The sequence below is a fragment of the Xanthomonas populi genome (assembly GCF_002940065.1).
GTDB lineage: Bacteria > Pseudomonadota > Gammaproteobacteria > Xanthomonadales > Xanthomonadaceae > Xanthomonas > Xanthomonas populi.
The window spans coordinates 24290-43626 of sequence record NZ_MDEJ01000006.1; the positions used below are offsets into that span (position 1 = coordinate 24290).

The window sequence follows — 19337 nt, forward strand, 5'->3', positions numbered from 1 at the left end:
TGCGCCATTATTCTCGGACACGGGCGATCCCCAGCAGGTCATACACGTTTCGCATCAGATCCAACTCTTGGTATGGCTTGCCCAGATAACGTTGCACACCGATCTCGAAGGCACGCTGGCGATGCTTCTCGCCACTGCGCGAGGTGATCATCACGATCGGCACCGCCTTGAAGCGCGAGTCGGCACGCATCGCGGTCGCCAGTTCGTAGCCGTCCATGCGCGGCATTTCGATATCCAGCAGCATCAGGTCGGGCACGCGCTCTTCGAGCAGCTCCAGTGCCTCCACACCATCGCGTGCGGTGGTGACGTCCAGATTGTGGCGTTCCAGCACGCGGCTGGTGACCTTGCGCATGGTCAGCGAATCGTCGACCACCATCACCAACGGCACCTGGCGCTGTGCTTCGGCCGGCGTTTCCAGCGCCCGACGCGCTGGCTGGCTGAGATAGCGACGCACCAGCGGGGCCACGTCCAGGATCACCACCACGCGGCCATCGCCGGTGATGGTGGCACCGTAGATACCAGGCACCGAGGCGATCTGCAGGCCCACCGGCTTGACCACGATTTCGCGGTTGCCCAGCACCTGGTCGATCGCCACCGCCGCGCGCAGGTCGCCCGCACGCACCAGCAGCAACGGCACCTGCGCCTGGCCATCGGCACGCGCGGCGACCTGTCCGACCAGCGCGCCAAGGTCGTGCAGCACGTACGCTTCGCCAGCGTAGTGGTAACCACCCTCGCCCGACTCGTAACGGGTGCGCGAGATGCGGCCGATACCGCTGACTGACCCCACAGGCACCGCGAAGGTGGTGTCGCCGATCCGCACAAAAACCGCCTGGGTGACCGCCAGCGTCTGCGGCAGGCGCAGGGTGAAGGTGACGCCCCGGCCGCGCACCGAGTGGATGTCCACCGAGCCGCCGAGCTGACGCACTTCGTTGCGCACCACGTCCATGCCCACGCCACGGCCAGCCAGCTGGCTGACCTGCTCGGAGGTGCTGAACCCGGAAGCAAAGATCAGCCCATCCAGTTCGGCATCGCTGAGCTCCTGGCCGGGTTCGATCAGGCCACGCTGTTCGCCGCGGCGACGGATCGCTTCGCGGTCCAGCCCGGCGCCGTCGTCGGCCACGTCCAGCACGATTTCCGAGCCTTCGCGACGCAGACGGATTGCGATGCTGCCTTCTTCCGGCTTGCCTGCGTCGCGGCGTTGGTCCGGCGTTTCCAGGCCATGCGCCACCGAGTTGCGCAGCATGTGTTCCAACGGCGCGACCATGCGATCGAGCACGTTGCGATCCAGTTCGCCGTGGGTGCCTTCCAGCAGCAGATGCACCTGCTTGCCAGTGTCGCTGGCCGCCTGGCGCACCACACGGCGCAGACGCGGCACCAGGCCGTCGAACGGCACCATGCGCGCGCGCATCAGGCCATCCTGCAGTTCGGAGATGACGCGCGACTGCTGTTGCAGCAGGCCGTCGTACTGGCGAGAGAGATCGTCCAGCACCCCTTGCAGACCGCCCAAGTCGGCAGCCGATTCGTTCAACGCGCGGCTGAGCTGCTGCAGGGTGGAGAAACGGTCCAGTTCCAGCGGATCGAAGGTGCGATCGCCCTGGTCCTGCTCGCGCTGATACCGCGCAACGATTTGCGCTTCGGTTTCCAGATCAAGACGGCGCAACTGATCGCGCAGACGCGTGTTGGTGCGATCCAGCTCGCCCATGGCGCCGCGGAATGCGCCCAACTGCTGCTCGAGGCGCGAACGGTAGATCGCCACCTCGCCGGCATGGTTGACCAGGCGATCGAGCAGGTCGGCGCGCACTCGCACCTGTTCCTGCTGCACGCGCGGCAGCAAATCTCCTTCGCTCTGACCTTCGACCGGAACCGGTGCCGACAACGGTGCCGGTTCCACCGAGGCCTTGGCGATCGCACGCACATCAGCGTCGCTGGGCGGTGCCGCATTGCGGCCACGGGTACGGGTTTCGAAGGCTTCCACCAGGTCGGCCGGCATCGCAACGGCGCGGTGCATGCCGGTGCGGGTCAACAACTGATGCAGACGGTCGAAGCCGCGCTCGAACAGGCGCACGTCGTCGCGATCGATGTCGGTGCGGTTGGCCGCCACGGCTTCGAGCAGCGATTCGATCGCATGGCCTAGGTCGCCGATGGCGTTGATGCCGGCCATGCGTGCGCCGCCCTTGAGCGTGTGCAGATCGCGCTGCAGTCCGTTGAGGACATCGCGGTCTTCGGGCACTTCGCGCATGCGAGCGATCAGGCCATCGCAATGGTCGAGCAGATCGCGCCCTTCCTCGACGAAGATGTCGACCAATTCGCCATCGAGCTGATCGAAGTTGAGCGGGCCGATATCGAAGGCTGCGCCGGCATCGTTGGCGGTGGTATCGGCCGGTGTGGCTTCTTCCACGGGTGCGCTGAAGGCTGTAGCTGCAGCATCTTCTTGTTCGCTAGCCGGTTCGATGTGCTCGACGTGTTCGGCTGGCTCAATGGGTTCGACGTGATCGGCGGGTTCAACGTGATCGGTCACGGCGGCCGCGTCGAGCGTTGTGTGTTCGTCGCTGTGTTGTGCGCTGGCGTTGGCGTACGTGTTGCCATCGGCGTCTGCATCAGCAACCGCGTCAGCATGCAGCTCGCGTGCGATTTCGGACTGTGGATCGCCAGTCTCTTCGACCTGATCGGCCACTTTCGCCATCTCGAAGGCTTGCAACGACTCGACGCTGTGCTCGGGTAGAGCTTCGGTTGTGTGCTCGATCTCTGCAGTTTGTTCGGGTTCTGCTGTCTGTTGTGCCTGTGCAGTCTGCTCTAGTTCCACAGCGTATTCGGCTTCGGCAGCATGCTCGTGCGCTTGTGCGTCCGACTGCGCCTGCTCGTTCGAATCGTGCGGCAACGCTGCATCGCTTTGCTGCGCTAACTCGTCAGCAGACTGCTCTGCGTGGTGCTCCTGCGCGGCGACGGCAGCGTGGTCGTGCGGTGCGGCACCCTGCTCGTCCTGCTCGGTCGATACGCTATCCAGTGCGGTAGTTTCCGGCGTCCAGCCTTCGGCGGTCGATGCATGGGCCTGGTCCGCCAACGGAGCCTGCGCATGCACTGCTTCCAAAGCTCCGATGGTCTCGACAGGCTTTTCATCAGCGAACGATGTGCCGTCGACCACTTGCGCGCCGGCATCCTGCGCCGTCGCGTCGCCAGCGATGTGGCCTTGCTGATTGTGCTGATCGTGCACTGCACCGTGCTCAGTCAGCGCCTGCTGCTCGCCATCTGCATGCTCGGCCTCTGCATGCTCCACATCTGCATACTTGGCTTCCGGCACAACAAGCGTCTGCGCAACACCCAACGCAGCTTCTGCCTCGACCAATTCGTCCACCGCAACGTGCACCTTCGCTTCCGGCACGTCGCGTGTTTCTTCATCCGACGCCGTGTCGGCAGTCTCGGAGTGCTGCAGTTCGGTCGCATCCCAGGCGTCGGCTTCGACCACCGGCGCATCGGCCGGCGTGTCGTGCGCGTCGGCGGTGTGCGATGCGGCTTCGTCTGCGTGCTCGTGCTGCGCAACATCGCCCTGCAACTCGTCAACGACCTGCTCCGACTCGGAGGCAGATGCGAACGCCTCACCGGTCGATGCATGCGCGATCTCGGCCGAATCGTCAATCTGCTGCTCTACCGATGCAACCTTCTGCTCTGCAGACGCAACATCGGCCGTCTCGTGTTCTTCGCTTGGTGCAGGCGCTTCCAAAGCAAGCGCCGAGGTGTCTTCGGCTTGCGCTTCGGCCAGCTCGGCCACCCCGATCGGCGCGGCGGTATCGGCCGGATGCGACGACAATGCGCTCGCATCCCGATACTGCGACAGGTCCTGAATGCCGGTCAGTTCGACCGCCGTGTCGTTGCTGATTGCCTCGTCGCTCGTCGCGTCGAGATCGTCCAACTCCTGCAGGAGCACCTGTGGCTGCCATTGCGCTTCCGGCAGCGTGTCCACCAGCGCGCGCAAGCGCTCGGTCAATGGCACGAACGATGGAATCAGCGGCGCATCGGCGCGCAACGCCGTCACGGTGGTGGCGATCGCGGCGGCGGTCGCCTTGATGGCATCAATGCCGTCGGCCGATGGCGTCGCTGAGGCGGCAAGCAGACGCTTGACGTAACTTTCGGCCGGCGTCGTCACCAGGGTGATTTCGGGCACGTCGGTCATCGCGAACGCGCCACTCATCGTGTGCACGGCGCGCAGCAACTGTTCGCTGACCAACTGCGGCTGGGCCTGAGTGGCCTGCAGCCAGGCGTTGACGGTTTCCAGGTGGATCGCAACTTCTGCTTCCAGAATTTCGCGCAGCACGCTGTCGACCGACGCGGGCGTGCCGCCTGTTGCGGGCAGCACGCCTGCACTTGCTGGAATGCCTGGAATGACTGCAACATCTGCAACTCCAGACGTCGATGGCAGCGCCGGCGCAGGCACGTAATAGAGTTCTTCGCCGGCGGCAACGCGCTCGGCAACTGCCTGGATTTCAGGCAGATCTGCACTGATGCGGCCCTCATCGCGCAGCGCCGCATTGAAGTGCGGCAACACGTCGTATGCAAGCTGCACCATCGCCACGACCGCCGGGCTGGCCGGCCGCGAGTTGTCGAGCACGCGGTTGAGCATGCTCTCGATCTTCAAGCTGAACTCGCCCAGCACATGCGCACCGACCAGGCGACCGCTGCCCTTCAAGGTGTGGAAGACACGGCGGATCGGACGCATGGTCTCGGGGCTGTTCGGTGTGGCTCGCCACACCGGCAACAGCTGCCCGAGATTGACCAGTTCTTCGTCGAATTCTTCCAGGAACACGTCACGGATATCGTCATCAATATCGCTGTCGCCGAACCCGCCGAAGATGCCGACGTCCGCAGTGGCCTGGACGGGTTCGCTCGAGGCCTGCACCGGCGCTGCTTGCGCAGTGTGGGGCTCTGCGTGGGTGTCGGCGACGGCGGGGGTGTAGATCGTGGTATTGGTCGTCGACGGTGCCTGCGGACGATTCACGTCGAACTGCGCAGCGGCAGCGTCGAGCTGGGCCAAAAACGCGGCCGAGGCGTCGTCCAGTTCGAACGCGCTGACCACGGCCTGCTGCACACGCGGCGTGCCCGGCTCTGCGGTGTCTTCCACCAGCGGAGCCAGCGGCTCGGGCGCGGATTCGACGAACGGGTTGTCCAGTTCCTGTGGCGGCAGTGGCGGCAACGGCGGCGGCGAGAACGCATCGTCGATTCTGATCTGCGCGCGGCGAGTGTTGGTTTTGGCCTCGGTTTTGGCTTCGGCCTCGGCCTCGGCGATGAAGTCCAATGGCACCTCGGTCTGATCCGTATCGCCAGGCAGAGCGATCTGCTCTATCTGCAGCGGCGCCTGCTCGGCCACCACAGGCGCGGCGATGTCGTCGTGCTCCAGCGCGCTCAGATCCACGGTGTAACTGACCTGCGCAACCTCGGCCGGCACAGTGCCGTCCTGTTCGGCCGACACCGGGTCGAACGCGGGGGTGGCGATTGGCGCGGTTTGCTCGGTGGTTTCCAGCTGCCAATCGCCAGGCGCCTGCGCGCCGTCGTCGGACAGGTCCAGCGGCGCGACCGTCAACGGCACGTGCGACTGACCGGACGCGGTTTCTTCGGCGGCAACCGGGTCGAACGAGAACACCGTATCGGTGGCAGCAGCGCCGGTGTCGTGCACCACGCTGGCAGCGAACGGCGCCTCGATCACGGTTTGGTTGGCCCATTCCAGCGACGGCGTGGGCGCAATATCGTTGGTGGCCACGACGCCCGGCGCAGCGGCAAGCGGTGCGAACGCGGCGGCAACCGGCTGCGGCTCGACCACGTTGCCCGGCTGATCGGCACCCACCGGCAATTCGGACGGCTGGCCTGACGGCAGCGGCCAATAGCGCAGCGTTTCCAGGCTGTTGCGGGTGATGTCCAGGATGTCTTCGCGGCCGGGACGGCGCTCGCGCAGGGCTTCCAGGTAGTACTCCAGACTGGCCATCGCGTCGGCCAGCGTATCCAGCTGACGACCGCTGGGCACGCGCTGCTTGCCGATCAATTCCAGGTCGACGTAACGACGCACACCTTCCAGATAATCGGCCGCCTGCTGCAATTCGAGGATGCGCAAGGCACCGCCGACTTCACCCAGCAGATGCGGCACATTGCTCAGACGCGCGTGATCCCAATTGGTTTCGATGAAGGCGACGAAATGCTCGCGCGCCGCGCCGAAATTGGCGATCGCTTCCTGCGCCAGTACGTCTACGGTGCGCCGCACTTCCGCCGAGGTGGCGCTGCTGCTGCCGTCTTCGTTCTCGCCGAAGTCGGCGCCCAGACTGGCCACCTGATCGTCCAGCGAAGCATCCACATACAGCAGCGCGCCGGCGATATCCAGCAGCACGCCCTCGTCCATCTGCACCTGGCCATCGACCACGCGCGCCAGCGCATCGCGCTGCTGCACGACCACATTGCGCGCCACGCCCAGGCCCATCATGCCCAGGGTGTCGGCAACGCTGCCGAGATCCTTGACCTGGGTCTGCAGCTCGGCGATGGCGCCGCCGGTGCGCAGGTGCAGATCCAGCGCATCTTTGACGCGTAACAATTCTTCCTTGACTGCGTTGCCCACGGTGTCGAGCAACTCGCGATTGCGCCCGCTCAGGCTGCCGCGCGCGTGATCCAGCTCCGCTTCGGTGGCGACACTGGCCTGCGGATCCAACGCAAACAGCACGCTCTCGTTGAGGCCAGGTTGACCTCGCGTGGCGCGAATTTCATTGAGCAACGGCAGCAGCACGATCGGAATATCGCGATGGCCGTTCTGCAGGCGCTCCAGATAATCGGGCAGCAGCACGGTGCCGCGCATCAGCACGGCGCAGGCTTCGTCGCGGTCGGCAACCTCGCCCACCTGCACGGCGTGGGCCAGCAACTCGAGTTCTTCGGCCACCATTGCCGGCGCGTACAACTCGACCATGCGCAGCGTGCCCTGCACTTGGTGCAGATAGCCGGCGCAGAAACGCATCCGACTGGTGTCGGACGGTTCTTCGGCAAAGTACTCGATCTCGTTGCGCGCCTGGCGCAACGTCTCGTCCAGCTCCGGCTTGACCCAGCCCAGCGCGGCGTGACTCATCGCATCGCGAAGCGCACTCATTGCGGCCCCCTGCCTACGACCGACGCACCGCTCACGCGGCCACCGGTCTGTTCCTGCATCGACGTAACGCGACTACGCGCCATCTGCTGTGATCCCTTCCCGTTCCGCGCCGTGGTCACGCCGGCAGCTTGAAGTCGGCGACCGAACGGCGCAGATCGGCGGCGAGCTCGGCCAGGTTGCCGATCGATTCGGCCGTTTTCTCCGCGCCCTGCGATGTCTGGCTGGTGATCTGACGAATCACGCCCATGGTCTGTGTGATATCCGTCGCTGCCGCCGACTGCTGATGCGCGGCGATGGAGATGTTCTTGATCAAATTATTCAGTGCGTTGGACACGCGCTCGATTTCGGTCAGCGCGGTACCGGCGTCTTCGGCCAGGCGTGCACCGGACACCACTTCGGAGGTGGTCTGCTCCATCGAGCTAACCGCTTCGTTGGTATCGGCCTGAATGGTCTGCACCAGGACTTCGATCCGCCGGGTCGCACTGGAGGTGCGTTCTGCCAGGCGCTGCACTTCGTCGGCCACCACGGCGAAACCGCGACCGGCCTCGCCCGCCGAGGCGGCCTGCACCGCGGCGTTGAGCGCGAGGATGTTGGTCTGCTCGGAAATGTCGTTGATCAGTTCCACGATCGAGCCGATCTCCTGCGAGGATTCGCCCAGCCGCTTGATGCGCTTGGAGGTTTCCTGGATCTGGTCGCGAATCTGGTCCATGCCCTGAATCGTCTCGCGCACCACGCCGGCACCTTCGGCGGCGATGACCACCGAGCGCTGCGCCACTTCGGCCGACTCGGTGGAATTGCGCGAGACCTGTTCGATGCTGGCGGCGATTTCGCTGATGCGCTCGGAGGCGGTGGTGATTTGGTTGGCCTGCTGGCCGGCCGCTTCGGCCAGCTGCATTGCGGTTGCCTGGGTTTCCTGGGTCGACACCGCAACTTTCGCCGAGGTGTCGTTGATCGTGGTCACCAGGTGGCGCAGTTCGTCCACGGCATAGTTGATGGCGTCCGCGATCGCGCCGGTCATGTCCTCGGTCACCGAGGCCTTGACGGTCAGGTCGCCCTCGCCGAGCGAGCTGATTTCATCCAGCAACCGCATGATCGCCTGCTGGTTGCGGCTGTTGAATTCCACCTGCGCCTGGTAGCGCACGTCCTGTTCGCGCGAACGCACCCGCACCGAGCTCCAGACGAAACCAATAATCGCCAGCAGCGCCACCAGGCCGGACACCACGCCCAGCCAGAAATTCGGGAACAGGCGCGTGTCGCGCACCGAACCGAAGGCCGAAAATGCATCGAACAGCTTTTTGCTGTCGTCGAGCATCTTGTTCGAACCGACGGTCAGCGCGGCAGCGGAGGACTGCGCGGCGAACAGATTGCGCGAGGTGGCGAGGATGGCGTCGATGTCCTTCTTCATCGTCGTCCACTGCGCCTGCGACTGCTCCAGCGCCGACAACGCAGACGGGTTGCGCACTGCGGCGATCCCCAATTCGTCGTTGCCGGTGCGCAGGCCTTCCAGCATCCGCGTGAACACCACCGAGTCGCGGGCCAGCGCATCGCCGGAGGCGGCGGCATTGGCGCGCCACCGGCGCGCATTTCAGTGACCCGGCGCGCCATGGTGCCGGCAACCACCACCTGTTGTAGCGTGTTGTAGATCTGCGAGGCCTGCGCGCCGCTGACCGTCATCGCGCGAACCACTTCATTCAACTGCGCCTGCAACTGCGGCACGCTGCCGGAGAAGCGTTCGGCGTTGCCGGCCAGGCCAAGCACCGCTGGTTCGCTGGCGATGACCTGATCGGCGTTCTTGCTGAGCGGCACCCAGGTCGCCTTGAGCTGCGCCATCGCACTGGCCACCGAGCCTTCCTGGCCGTAGCGGCCATCCAGTTCGCTGACCGTGCTGTCGATGCGGCTCTTGGTCTCCTTGAACGTCGCAAACGCCTTGGCGTCACCGGAGACCGCTTCGCGGCCCTGGTTGGCCAGCTGCTGCGACAGCACCTGCAGATCGGCCGCGCCGGTGCCGGCGCCTGCAAGGCGACTGCCCTGCCAGGTGGCGACGCCGGTATTTGCGCCGAACACGATCATCGACAACACCAGCAAGCCAAGCCAGAAGCTAGTGCTGACGCTGCCGAGCTTGTTGGTCTTGCGGGTGTCCGGAGCGGTACTCATGGTTCGACCTCGATCTGTATGACGTGGCGGGGTCGCGGCTTAGGCCGCAGCCTGCCGGAATTCAGGAGTGCGCGACAACAACGCCAGGGAGAACACACCCCAGTCCTGCGTCTCGTTGCGAAAGGCACGGTCGATGAAGTGGGCGTAGCGGCCTTGCGCCAGTTCGCCGGGTTCGACCGCCTGGACCTGCTCGAAGCTGCGCTGGCCGTACAACTCATCAATGGTCAGTGCGACGTCACCGCCGCTCTGGCGCATAATCAGCACACGCTGGCCTTCCTGCAGCACCGTACGCCGGCCCTCCAGGAACTGCTTCAGGTCGATCACCGGGAATAAATTGCCGCGCAGGTTGCCCACGCCCAGCAGCCAGGGCTGTGCGCCCGGCACCGGGGTGACCGGCGGCATCGGCACGATTTCCGCCACTTCGCGGAAATCAGAGACCAATCGCCGGGTACCGACGCGATAACCGACGCCACGCCAGATATCGGCCGAGAACTGGCGTTCCGGCAGCGCCGCGGCGTGCGCAAGACTACGACGCTCGTAGTCTTCAAGAATGTCGAATGGAGAACGCATCAACGCACCAGTTGTTTGATACGGGCGATCAGATCGTCTTCGCGCGGCGGCTTGACGATGTAGTCGCTGGCACCTTGTCGCAAACCCCAGGCCTTGTCGGTTTCCATGCCCTTGGTGCTGACCAGCAGCACAGGGATGTCCCTGGTGGCCTGGTCGCGTGCGAGTGCACGCGTTGCCTGGAAGCCGCTCATGCCGGGCAACACCACATCCATCAACACAAGATCGGGCGCCTGGCTGCGAATAAGCTCAAGTCCCTCTTCGGCGTTGTCGGTGGTCACGACCGTATGGCCTGCTTTTTCCAGCCATTGACTGAAGACTGCCCGGTCGGTGCGCGAGTCCTCGATCAATATAATTCGAGCCATGTTGCCTTTCCCCGTGGTCAGGCGTGGACGTACGTGCGAATCGCGCTCAGTAGTTCTTCACGAGTGAAGGGCTTGGTCAGATAGTGCTCGGATCCGACGATGCGGCCGCGTGCCTTGTCGAACAGGCCATCTTTGGACGACAACATGATCACCGGCGTCGATTTGAAGAGCTGATTGCCCTTGATCAACGCGCACGTCTGGTACCCATCCAGGCGCGGCATCATGATGTCGACAAAAATGATCTGAGGTTGCTGGTCCGCAATTTTGGCCAGTGCCTCGAAACCATCCATTGCTGTCACCACTTCACACCCTTCTCGCTTGAGCAGCGTTTCGGCGGTGCGGCGAATCGTCTTCGAATCGTCGATGACCATCACCTTCAGTCCTGCGAGTTCCCCACCCGCAGCAATGTGTTCACTCATGCAAATATCCCCGGACGTGCAACGCCTCTTACTATCCGCCGTCGCTACTAAACTGCATGTATATCCCAAGACCCGCATTGACTGTCAAGGGCGCATTGCCGCCCCCCCCCCCCCCNGCGTCAAGACCGGCCAGTCGCGCACGACGGCCCGCCAGGCGCGCCATCGCCCACTGCTTGAAGTTACCATCGGTAGCCTGTTCGAAAGGTTTAGCCCCATGTCGCTCGACGTCGTTGTGGTGATGGATCCCATCGCCTCCATCAAGATTGCCAAAGACACGACCTTCGCTATGTTGCTGGAAGCCCAGCGTCGTGGCCACCGTTTGCAGTATGTGCGACCCGGCGGGCTCAGCCTGCGCGAAGGACGCGCGGTGGCGCAGGTCGCGCCCGTGAGCGTGCGCGAAGACACCTCCAGCTGGTTCACGCTGGGCGAATTCGCCGAGCTGGAATTCGGACCCGGCCAGGTGGTGCTGATGCGCAAGGACCCACCCGTGGATGCGGAGTTCGTCTACGACACCCAGGTGCTCAGCGTCGCCCAGCGCGCTGGCGCACAGGTGCTCAACGACCCGCAGGGTTTGCGCGATTACAACGAAAAGCTGGCGGCGCTGCTGTTTCCCCAGTGCTGCCCGCCGACGCTGGTCAGCCGCGATGCGGCGGCATTGAAGGCGTTCGTGCTGGAACATGGCCAGGCGGTGCTCAAGCCGCTGGACGGCATGGGCGGGCGCTCGATCTTCCGCAGCGGCACCGGCGACCCCAACCTCAACGTGATCCTGGAAACGCTGACCGACGGCAACCGCAACTTGACCCTGGCGCAGCGCTTTATTCCCGACATCACTGCCGGCGACAAGCGCATTCTGCTGGTGGATGGCGTGCCGGTGGACTACTGCCTGGCGCGGATTCCGCAAGGCGACGAATTCCGCGGCAATCTGGCCGCCGGGGGACGTGGCGAAGGCCGGCCGCTGTCCGAACGCGACCGCTGGATCGCAGCGCAAGTGGGCCCGGAAATGCGCCGTCGCGGCATGCGCTTCGTCGGCCTGGATGTGATCGGCGATTATCTGACCGAGGTCAACGTCACCAGCCCCACCTGCGTGCGCGAGCTGGATGCGCAGTTCGGTTTGAACATCGCCGGGCTGTTGTTCGACGCGATCGAGGCCGGCCCTGCGCAATGAGCACGGTCGCGGCACTGCCGGCCCCCATGGACGAGCGCCGGCGGCTGACCACGACGCTGGTAATCTCGTTGCTGCTGCACGGCGTTGTGATCCTGGGCGTGGGCTTTGCGGTCAGCGAAGACGCGCCGCTGGTGCCGACGCTGGATGTGATCTTCAGCCAGACCAGCACCCCGCTCACGCCCAAGCAGGCGGACTTCCTGGCCCAGGCCAATCAGCATGGCGGCGGCAATCACGCCACCGCGCAGCGCCCACGCGACAGCCAGCCCGGCGTGGTGCCGCAGGATCGCAGTGGACTGGCAGCGCAGGCGCAGCGCGCCACCACGGTGCAGGCGCCCGAGCCAACGCAGACCCGCGTGGTCGCCAGTCGCCGCGGCGAGCAGACCGTGCCGACCCCGCAACCGAATCCGCAGACCGACCCGCTCACCCCGGCCGATGCGCAACGCGTGCAGCGCGACGCGGAAATGGCCCGGCTCGCGGCAGAGGTGCATCTGCGCTCGGAGCAATACGCCAAGCGTCCCAATCGCAAGTTCGTCTCGGCCAGTACGCGCGAATATGCGTACGCCAACTATCTGCGTGCGTGGGTGGACCGCGCCGAGCGCGTCGGCAATCTCAATTACCCGGATGAAGCGCGCCGGCGCCGACTCGGCGGCAAGGTGGTGATCAGCGTGGGCGTACGCCGCGACGGCAGCGTGGAAAGCAGCCGCGTGCTGATCTCCAGCGGCACCCCAGCGCTGGATGCGGCGGCGCTGCGCGTGGTGCAGCTGGCGCAGCCGTTCCCGCCGCTGCCCAGGACAAAGGACGACGTGGATATCCTGCAGGTCACGCGGACGTAGTTGTTTTTGCCCGGCGGCGAGCTGCACGACGATCGGTGAGGTTTGGTGTGCTCAATCGATGATGCTCGCGACGTTTTGGCAGCCACTTTAGGACTGTGAAACCTTGGTTGTCTTGGGGGATTGGGCGCTATGCATACGTCGATTGCAGAGCGGATGATCTGCGGCTTTGCTGCAGGGTCCGCCCACCCACCCTCGCGTGACACGCCGCAAGTACGTCCATGTAGGCTCTTATGCGGCATCCATGCCGCATAAGGTCCCGCGACGCTGAGCGGGCAAGGACCAGTCGAGAGTGTCGGTGTGCCTGTTTTTCAATAAAGCAGCCAGCACACTGTCTGGCGCGGTGTCATCGCCGCTTGCAGGACCCTGTGGCGGCATGGATGCCGCCACTGAGCCTCCACAGAAGTATTCACGGCGTGTCCCGCGAGCGGTGAGGGCATCGCGCCCTCGACCGACTCAGTTTTTGACTGCATCTAAACGCCACTACGACTCGAAATCTTGGTTGTATTGGAATGGTTGGACAGTTGTTTGCAACTTTTCATCTTCACAACTTGCCGCCGTCAATACAGCGTTCAAAAAAAGGTTTTGTTAGCCGCTCTTAGCGTCAGCGGCCTTCGCTGCGCGTGCGGCCTGTTGCTCGATCAGCGTCAGCGCAACGTTGTCGCGCAGATAGGCCGGTTCGACCCGCTCCGGCGCTGTGCCTTCGCCGCGCAGCAGCGCAGGCACGGCGAGTGTCAGTAGATCGGCGGCATGCGGCAGCGCGGCTGCATCGATGCTGGTCAGCTGCGTTGCGAATCGCTGTTGCAGCAGTGCTTCGGCAGCAGCGAATCCAGTGCCGACACCGGCAAAGCTATGCAGCTTGTCCGGCAGAACAAATGCATCCGGTGCGCAGACCACTTCCGGCGCCAGCGCCAGCAACGTGTCGCCACTGCGCGCGAAGACGCCTGCATATACCTCGCCCATGCGTGCATCGATGCAGGCCATCACGCGCGTTGCCTCGGCCGGCGCGCGCAGAGCCAGCACCTGCAGCGTGGAAACGGCCAGCACTGGCACGTCCAGTCCCAAGGCGATGCCTTGCGCGATACCGATCGCCAGGCGCACGCCGGTGAAGGCGCCCGGGCCACGACCGACCGCAATCGCATCCAGTTGGCGGCGCGCGATGCCTGCGTCGGCCAGCAATTGCTCGGCCCACGGCAGCGCCAGTTCGGCATGGCGGCGCGGCGCCAGTTCAGAGCGCTCGAGCACGCGGGCATCCACATGCAGCGCGACGGAACAGGCTTCGGTGGAGGTCTCGAACGCGAGGACTTTCATAGAAGGACCGCAGGCAGAAAGGGGAAGATCACTCGTCGCCGAGCGGCAACGCGAGCACGCCATTGTCGCCCACCGGCTCGGCGACGCCAAAAAACGCGCGCACATCGCCGATCTCGCGGGTGCGCGCAAACGGAGGCAGCGAGTTCATGAAGGTGCGGCCGTACCCTTTGTTCAACAGCCGCGGGTCGCACAGCACCAGCACACCGCGGTCGGTCTCGCTGCGAATCAACCGGCCCACGCCTTGCTTCAGCGCGATCACCGCCTGCGGCAATTGCTCGTCGCGGAACGGGTTGCCGCCGTCGCGGCGGATCGCATCCAGGCGCGCTTCGAAGACCGGGTCGTCGGGCGCGGCTAACGGCAGCTTGTCGATCACCACCACGCTCAAGGCATCGCCGACCACGTCCACTCCCTCGCGGAAACTGGCCGAACCCAGCAGCACGCCCTTACCGGAATTGCGAAAACGCTGCAGCAACGTGGCACGGGGCGCCTCGCCTTGCACGAACAAGGGCCACGGCGCGCCACGTAATGCTTCGGCCGCTTCGCGCAGCGCGCGGTGCGAGGCGAACAACACAAACGCGCGACCGTTGGAGGCTTCCAGCACTGGCGTCAGTGCCGCGATCAACGCCGTACCAAACCCGCGCGCGGCCGGATCGGGCAGATTCGGCGGCAGATAGCACAGCGCCTGGCGCGCCCAATCGAAGGGGCTGGGTTGCAGCAAGGTCACCGGATCGCTCAAGCCCAGGCGCTGCGCGATGTGGTCGAACTCGCCACCCACCGCCAGCGTGGCCGAGGTGAACACCCAGGCCGCCTGGGATTTTTCGCGGTGTTCGCGCAGCGGGCCGGACACATCCAATGGCGTGCGCTGGCAGCGGAATCCGCGCGGGCTTAGCTCGTACCACAGTACATCGTTATCGACGGTGTCCGGCACATCCTGCGCAAAATCCAGCACCGGCGCGTCTTCGCCCAGCCAACGTGACAGCCGCGCAAGCGCTTCCTGCGCGCGTGCAGAGCAGCCGTCGAAACCGGGCGAGGCCGCGCGCAACGGCAACAGGGACTCGCCCAATCGCGCCAGCGACGACAGCACCGCATCGAAGCCTTCGCGTACCTGCGGCTTGGCCAATGCACGCCATTGTGTGCCGCGTGACGGCAGGCCTTCCATGCCCGCGCGCAGACCGCGCAAGGCTTCGTCCAGGGCCAGAATCGGCTCCTGCAAACTGGCCTGCGCACCGGCCACCAGGCGTGCTTCGACCATGCAATCGCGTGCCAGTTCCTGCCAGGGCCGCATGCCGAAACTTTCGCCGAAGAAATTCGCCGCCAGTTCCGGCAGCTGATGCGCTTCGTAGATGACGAAGGCCTGCGCGCCGGGCAAGATCTCGCCGAAGCCTTCCTGCTTGAGCGCAAGATCAGCCAGCAGCAGATGGTGATTGACCACCACCAGATCGGCCGCCTGCGCACGCTGACGCGCCTGCACCACGAAACACTCGCTGTAGAACGGGCATTCGGTGCCCAGGCAGTTGTCGACGGTGGAGGTCACCAGCGGCAGCAGCGGCGAGTCGTCCGGCAAGGCTTCCATCTCGGCCATGTCGCCGAATTGGGTACGCCCGCTCCAGGCCACGATGCGCTGGAACTGCGAGACCTGCTCGGGCGTGGCAAAGCGAGGTTCGCCGCGTGCCTGCTGGGTGCGGTATTTGCACAGATAGTTCGCCCGCCCCTTCAGCAGCGCACTGCGCAGACCGACGCCCAACGCGGCGCGCACGCGCGGCAGATCGCGGTGAAACAACTGATCCTGCAGCGCCCGGGTACCGGTCGAGATGATGGTCTTGAGCCCGGACAGCAGCACCGGCACCAGATAGGCGTAGGTCTTGCCGGTACCGGTGCCGGCCTCGGCCAACAGCACATCGCGCTGCTCGAAGGCCTCGGCGATGGCGCCGGTCAGGCGCAACTGCGCAGCACGCGGCGCAAACGCATCGAGCTGACGCGCAAGCACCCCGCCCTCGCTGAGCGCCTCGATGCTGGCAGTGGCAAGTTGGGACATGAGACTAAACGGATACGGGACACAGAAGCGCAACAGCCTAGCGCGTGCGCGGTGATGCTGCCTGGATTGCGCTTGTGTGGATTGCGGATAAGCGCGCCACCTGCGCCAGCAACGGCCACGTCGCGTGCTTGCATCTCCTAAGACGGCCTGCATAACGCAGCGAGCAGTACTCACGTCGGCATAGACAGCTTTCCAACCACCGATGCACGCGAATGACACAAGCCACACCAGGCGTCACCCGTGCCCGCCTAGCGGCGAGCGCAGTCGTTTTGATAGCCGCTCTTAATACCGCTTCACACCGGGCACCGTGCACGCGGCGATCTGCACCTTGGCCGAGGCGGCGTTTTCTTTTTCGCCACGCGCGATGCGCGACTGCTCGATGGTGGCCCAATGACGACGGCACAGCTGGCCGGTCTTGGAACCCAGTTCGACTGCCTGCTGGGCAAAGCGTTCGGCGGCAGGCAAATCGCCTTGCAGCACGGCAATTTCCGCACGTTCCTGCAGCACGGCCTGGTCGCCGGCAACCAGGCCCAACGCCTGATCCAGCGCCGCTGCCGCAGCGACCGTGTCGCCGGCCTGGCGCTTGCTCTTGGCGGTCTCGCGCAGATCGTCCACCTGCGGGTCGCGCAGCGGCTGTACCGACAGTTCGGTGTCTTCGACGCCGGCTTCGCGTTCGATCAGCAACAGCCGTTGTGTGGGGGTGGTCGGGTCCACAGGTGTCGGCGGCGGCGGTGCGGGCGGCGCGCTGACGCAGGCAGACAGCGCGGCAAGCACGCCGACGAGAACAAGGAGGCGGTGCAGTCGGTTCATGAGGTCACTCCAATCAATGCGCGGGCGGGCGCGAGGCAGGCGCTGGCGCGGGGTCTTCCGGCTTTTTTTCCAGACCGAAGAAGCGACGCCAGCCACCCCCGCCGGATTGTTCGGCAGGCGCTGCAGGATCGCCGGGGGCGCCTTCGATCGACGGTGCATTGCCGGCACACGGCGCGTAGGCCGGCGTGAACCCGACCACAAACGGGAACTGGCGCGCACCCGGGCAACCGGGGTCGGTCACGCCGGTGCCGGCCGCGTCCACCCACTGCCAGTCCAGGCCCTTGCCGCTGACCTTCAACGGCGCACTCGGCAGCCGCGCGAAGATGCTCGACCACACCCGCATCGCGCCGGTGGCGCCGTACAGGCCGGTCTGCTCGTTCTGGTCGTTGCCCATCCAGATCACTGCCAGATGGTCGCCGGTGTAGCCGGCATACCAGCTGTCGCGGCCGTCGTTGGAGGTACCGGTCTTGCCGGCCGGCGATAACCGGCCCAGGCCATCGCCCAGCAGCTGCCGCGCGGTACCGCCGCTGACCACCTGCTGCAGGCCGATGCTGATGAGGTTGGCAGCCACCGAATCGCCTTCCTGCGCCGGTGCCGGGGTCTTGTCGTAGCGCTTGAGCAGCTTGCCCTGCGGGTCGAGCACGCCACGCACCGCATGCAGCGGCTGGATCTCGCCACCGGCGGCCAGGAACTGATACAGCTGCGCCATGCCGTACGGGCTCTGGTCTGTAGCACCCAGGATCAGCGAGGGATTGGTCTCGGCCTTGATGCCGGCCAGCACCTGGATCAGCTGCGCGACACGTTCCGGGCCGACTTGCATGCCCACGCGCACCGTGGCCTGGTTATAGGAATGCGCCAGCGCATCGATCAGCCGCACCGTGCCATGACTGCGGTTGTCGGAATTGCCCGGCGACCAGGTCTTGCCGCGGCTGAGCTGCACCGTCACAGGCGCATCGTCGACCCAGCTGGACAACGCCCAACGATCCGGCGAAGCCAGCGCCAACAGGTAGACGAATGGCTTGAGCAACGAGCCAACCTGCCGCTGTGCTTCGACTGCACGATTGAAGCCCGGCTTGGCCACGTCGCGACTGCCGACCACTGCCAACACATCGCCGTTATGCACATCGGTGAGCACCAGGCCGGCCTGCAGCGGCGGGCGCTTCTTGTTGTCCAGCCTTTTGATGGTGCCGGTCACTGCGCCTTCGGCATAGGCCTGCGCAGACGGCGACATGCCGGTGAGCACGCTCATGCCGGCGCCTTGCAGCACGCCTTCCGGGTAATCGTGCGCCAGCTGGCGCCGCACCAGATCCACGTAGGCCGGGAAGCGGTTGGCGGCGACCAGGCCGGGTTCCTTGGGCACGCCCAGCGGCTCGGCCAGTGCGCGCTTGTATTCGGCGGCGTCGATCAGGTTATTTTCGTGCAGCTTGCCAAGCACGAAATTGCGCCGATCCAGCGCCCGCTCCGGGTTACGCCGCGGGTCGTAATACGATGGACCCTTCACCAACCCGATCAGCAAGGCGATCTGCTCGGTGGTCATCGAATTGAGTTCGCGACCGAACCACAGCTCCGCACCGGAGGACACGCCGTGGATCGCCTGCCCGCCGCGTTGACCCAGATAGACCTGGTTGAGATAGGCCTCCAGGATGGTGCGCTTGTCGTAGCGCGCCTCCATGATCACGCATACAAAATTTCGTTGAACTTGCGGGTAACCGTCTGTTCCTTGCCGATGCCGAGCAGGCCGCTGCGTGCGAGCTGCTGGGTCAAGGTACTGGCACCCTGGCGAACCTGACCGCCGGAGCGCGCCATGATCCAGGCCGCACGCACCATGCCGCTGAGATCGATGCCGTGATGGCTGTTGAAGTCGCGGTCTTCGACCGCCTGCAAGCCGGTGACCAGCAACTCTGGCACTTCTTCCATGCGCACCAAACGGCGCTCTTCCTGTTTCTGCCCGTACAGCGTGGCGATACGTGCCGGATCCAGCCGGGCGCTTTTCAGCGCCTTGCGGTCGCCGGAGTCGCGCAGGCTGGCAACGCGCCCGCCCGACACGCTGACCTCAATGCGCCGCGCAGGCACCCGCCCGTCCACATCGATATAGCCGCGGCTGGCAATGGTGAAACGGCTGCCGTCCTGCTGATAGGTACCGGCCAGTTTGGCTTGACCATCGTCACGGTACGAGGCCGCATCCAGCTCGGTCTTCAAGGTGGCCGCATCCAGAGCATCGCCAGGCACCAACACCAACGGCCGCCCGTACACGCGGGTGGGGATCTGCCAACGCAACTCACCGAAACGCTGGGTGACCTGCTTGTTCAGATACACCGTATAGGGAATCAGGAAACCGAGCGCCAGCGCGATCGCTGCAAAGCCCCAGATGATCAGTCTGCGTTGCCAGCGGGAGCCTTGCTTGTTGGTGTCGTCCTCGAAATCGTCGGGAGCGTCGTGGTCGTCGTGGCGTCGGGGCACAGTGATGCGAGAATGTAGAGTCAGGCGAGTTTAGCGCAGCGCTGTGGTGGTTGTGGTCAGCCGGGCCGTTTGACTTAAGAGCGGCTAACAAAACTGCCGCGCTGACCGTC

At 65.1% G+C, this 19337-nt stretch carries 9 protein-coding genes and 2 pseudogenes; 2 read left to right on the forward strand and 9 right to left on the reverse strand.

The features are described 5' to 3' along the window. Nucleotides 1-7: 7 nt before the first annotated feature. From XpopCFBP1817_RS01885 to pilG, 5 genes and pseudogenes are all read right to left on the reverse strand, one after another. Entirely contained in the window at nucleotides 8-7111 is a 7104-nt protein-coding gene (locus tag XpopCFBP1817_RS01885; protein WP_128415742.1) for an Hpt domain-containing protein, read from the reverse strand. Nucleotides 7112-7226: 115 nt separating this feature from the next. Beyond that, nucleotides 7227-9265, reverse strand: a pseudogene (locus XpopCFBP1817_RS01890) (methyl-accepting chemotaxis protein). A 39-nt stretch (nucleotides 9266-9304) separates the two neighbouring features. After that, on the reverse strand, nucleotides 9305-9835 hold the full coding sequence (locus XpopCFBP1817_RS01895; RefSeq protein WP_128415743.1) for a chemotaxis protein CheW: 531 nt from the start codon (nucleotides 9833-9835) through the stop codon (nucleotides 9305-9307). Beyond that, on the reverse strand, nucleotides 9835-10197 hold the full coding sequence (locus tag XpopCFBP1817_RS01900) for a response regulator (RefSeq protein WP_128415744.1): 363 nt from the start codon (nucleotides 10195-10197) through the stop codon (nucleotides 9835-9837). Before XpopCFBP1817_RS01900 ends, XpopCFBP1817_RS01895 begins: the two co-directional genes overlap by 1 nt. Nucleotides 10198-10214: 17 nt before the next feature. Next, the gene (pilG, locus tag XpopCFBP1817_RS01905) at nucleotides 10215-10616 is read right to left on the reverse strand and encodes a twitching motility response regulator PilG (protein WP_128415745.1); all 402 of its coding nucleotides are present in this window, start codon (nucleotides 10614-10616) and stop codon (nucleotides 10215-10217) included. Between the two features lie 214 nt (nucleotides 10617-10830). Here pilG and gshB point away from each other — a divergent pair, with 214 nt between their 5' ends. Further along, nucleotides 10831-11781 carry a glutathione synthase gene (gshB, locus tag XpopCFBP1817_RS01910; protein ID WP_128415746.1) on the forward strand — a complete coding sequence of 317 codons (951 nt, stop codon included), beginning with the start codon at nucleotides 10831-10833 and terminating at the stop codon, nucleotides 11779-11781. Beyond that, the gene (locus XpopCFBP1817_RS01915; RefSeq protein WP_128415747.1) at nucleotides 11778-12614 is read left to right on the forward strand and encodes an energy transducer TonB; all 837 of its coding nucleotides are present in this window, start codon (nucleotides 11778-11780) and stop codon (nucleotides 12612-12614) included. Before gshB ends, XpopCFBP1817_RS01915 begins: the two co-directional genes overlap by 4 nt. Before the next feature lie 585 nt (nucleotides 12615-13199). Here XpopCFBP1817_RS01915 and tsaB read toward each other — a convergent pair. The 4 genes and pseudogenes from tsaB to mrcB form a co-directional block, all read right to left on the reverse strand. Then, entirely contained in the window at nucleotides 13200-13922 is a 723-nt protein-coding gene (gene tsaB, locus XpopCFBP1817_RS01920) for a tRNA (adenosine(37)-N6)-threonylcarbamoyltransferase complex dimerization subunit type 1 TsaB (protein WP_128415748.1), read from the reverse strand. 28 nt (nucleotides 13923-13950) lie between these two features. Next, nucleotides 13951-15957 carry a DNA repair helicase YoaA gene (yoaA, locus tag XpopCFBP1817_RS01925; protein ID WP_128415749.1) on the reverse strand — a complete coding sequence of 669 codons (2007 nt, stop codon included), beginning with the start codon at nucleotides 15955-15957 and terminating at the stop codon, nucleotides 13951-13953. Nucleotides 15958-16239: 282 nt separating this feature from the next. After that, nucleotides 16240-16767, reverse strand: coding sequence for a hypothetical protein (locus XpopCFBP1817_RS01930; RefSeq protein WP_128415750.1), 528 nt, complete (start codon nucleotides 16765-16767; stop codon nucleotides 16240-16242). Nucleotides 16768-16780: 13 nt separating this feature from the next. Then, nucleotides 16781-19227 (reverse strand): annotated as a pseudogene (mrcB, locus tag XpopCFBP1817_RS01935) (penicillin-binding protein 1B). Between the last annotated feature and the right edge of the window lie 110 nt (nucleotides 19228-19337).

Coding starts and splice junctions, on each gene's coding strand:
- XpopCFBP1817_RS01885 (WP_128415742.1), bottom strand. CDS start 7,111: ATGAGTGCGCTTCGCGATGCGATGAGTCACGCCGCGCTGGGCTGGGTC.
- XpopCFBP1817_RS01895 (WP_128415743.1), bottom strand. CDS start 9,835: ATGCGTTCTCCATTCGACATTCTTGAAGACTACGAGCGTCGTAGTCTT.
- XpopCFBP1817_RS01900 (WP_128415744.1), bottom strand. CDS start 10,197: ATGGCTCGAATTATATTGATCGAGGACTCGCGCACCGACCGGGCAGTC.
- pilG (WP_128415745.1), bottom strand. CDS start 10,616: ATGAGTGAACACATTGCTGCGGGTGGGGAACTCGCAGGACTGAAGGTG.
- gshB (WP_128415746.1), top strand. CDS start 10,831: ATGTCGCTCGACGTCGTTGTGGTGATGGATCCCATCGCCTCCATCAAG.
- XpopCFBP1817_RS01915 (WP_128415747.1), top strand. CDS start 11,778: ATGAGCACGGTCGCGGCACTGCCGGCCCCCATGGACGAGCGCCGGCGG.
- tsaB (WP_128415748.1), bottom strand. CDS start 13,922: ATGAAAGTCCTCGCGTTCGAGACCTCCACCGAAGCCTGTTCCGTCGCG.
- yoaA (WP_128415749.1), bottom strand. CDS start 15,957: ATGTCCCAACTTGCCACTGCCAGCATCGAGGCGCTCAGCGAGGGCGGG.
- XpopCFBP1817_RS01930 (WP_128415750.1), bottom strand. CDS start 16,767: ATGAACCGACTGCACCGCCTCCTTGTTCTCGTCGGCGTGCTTGCCGCG.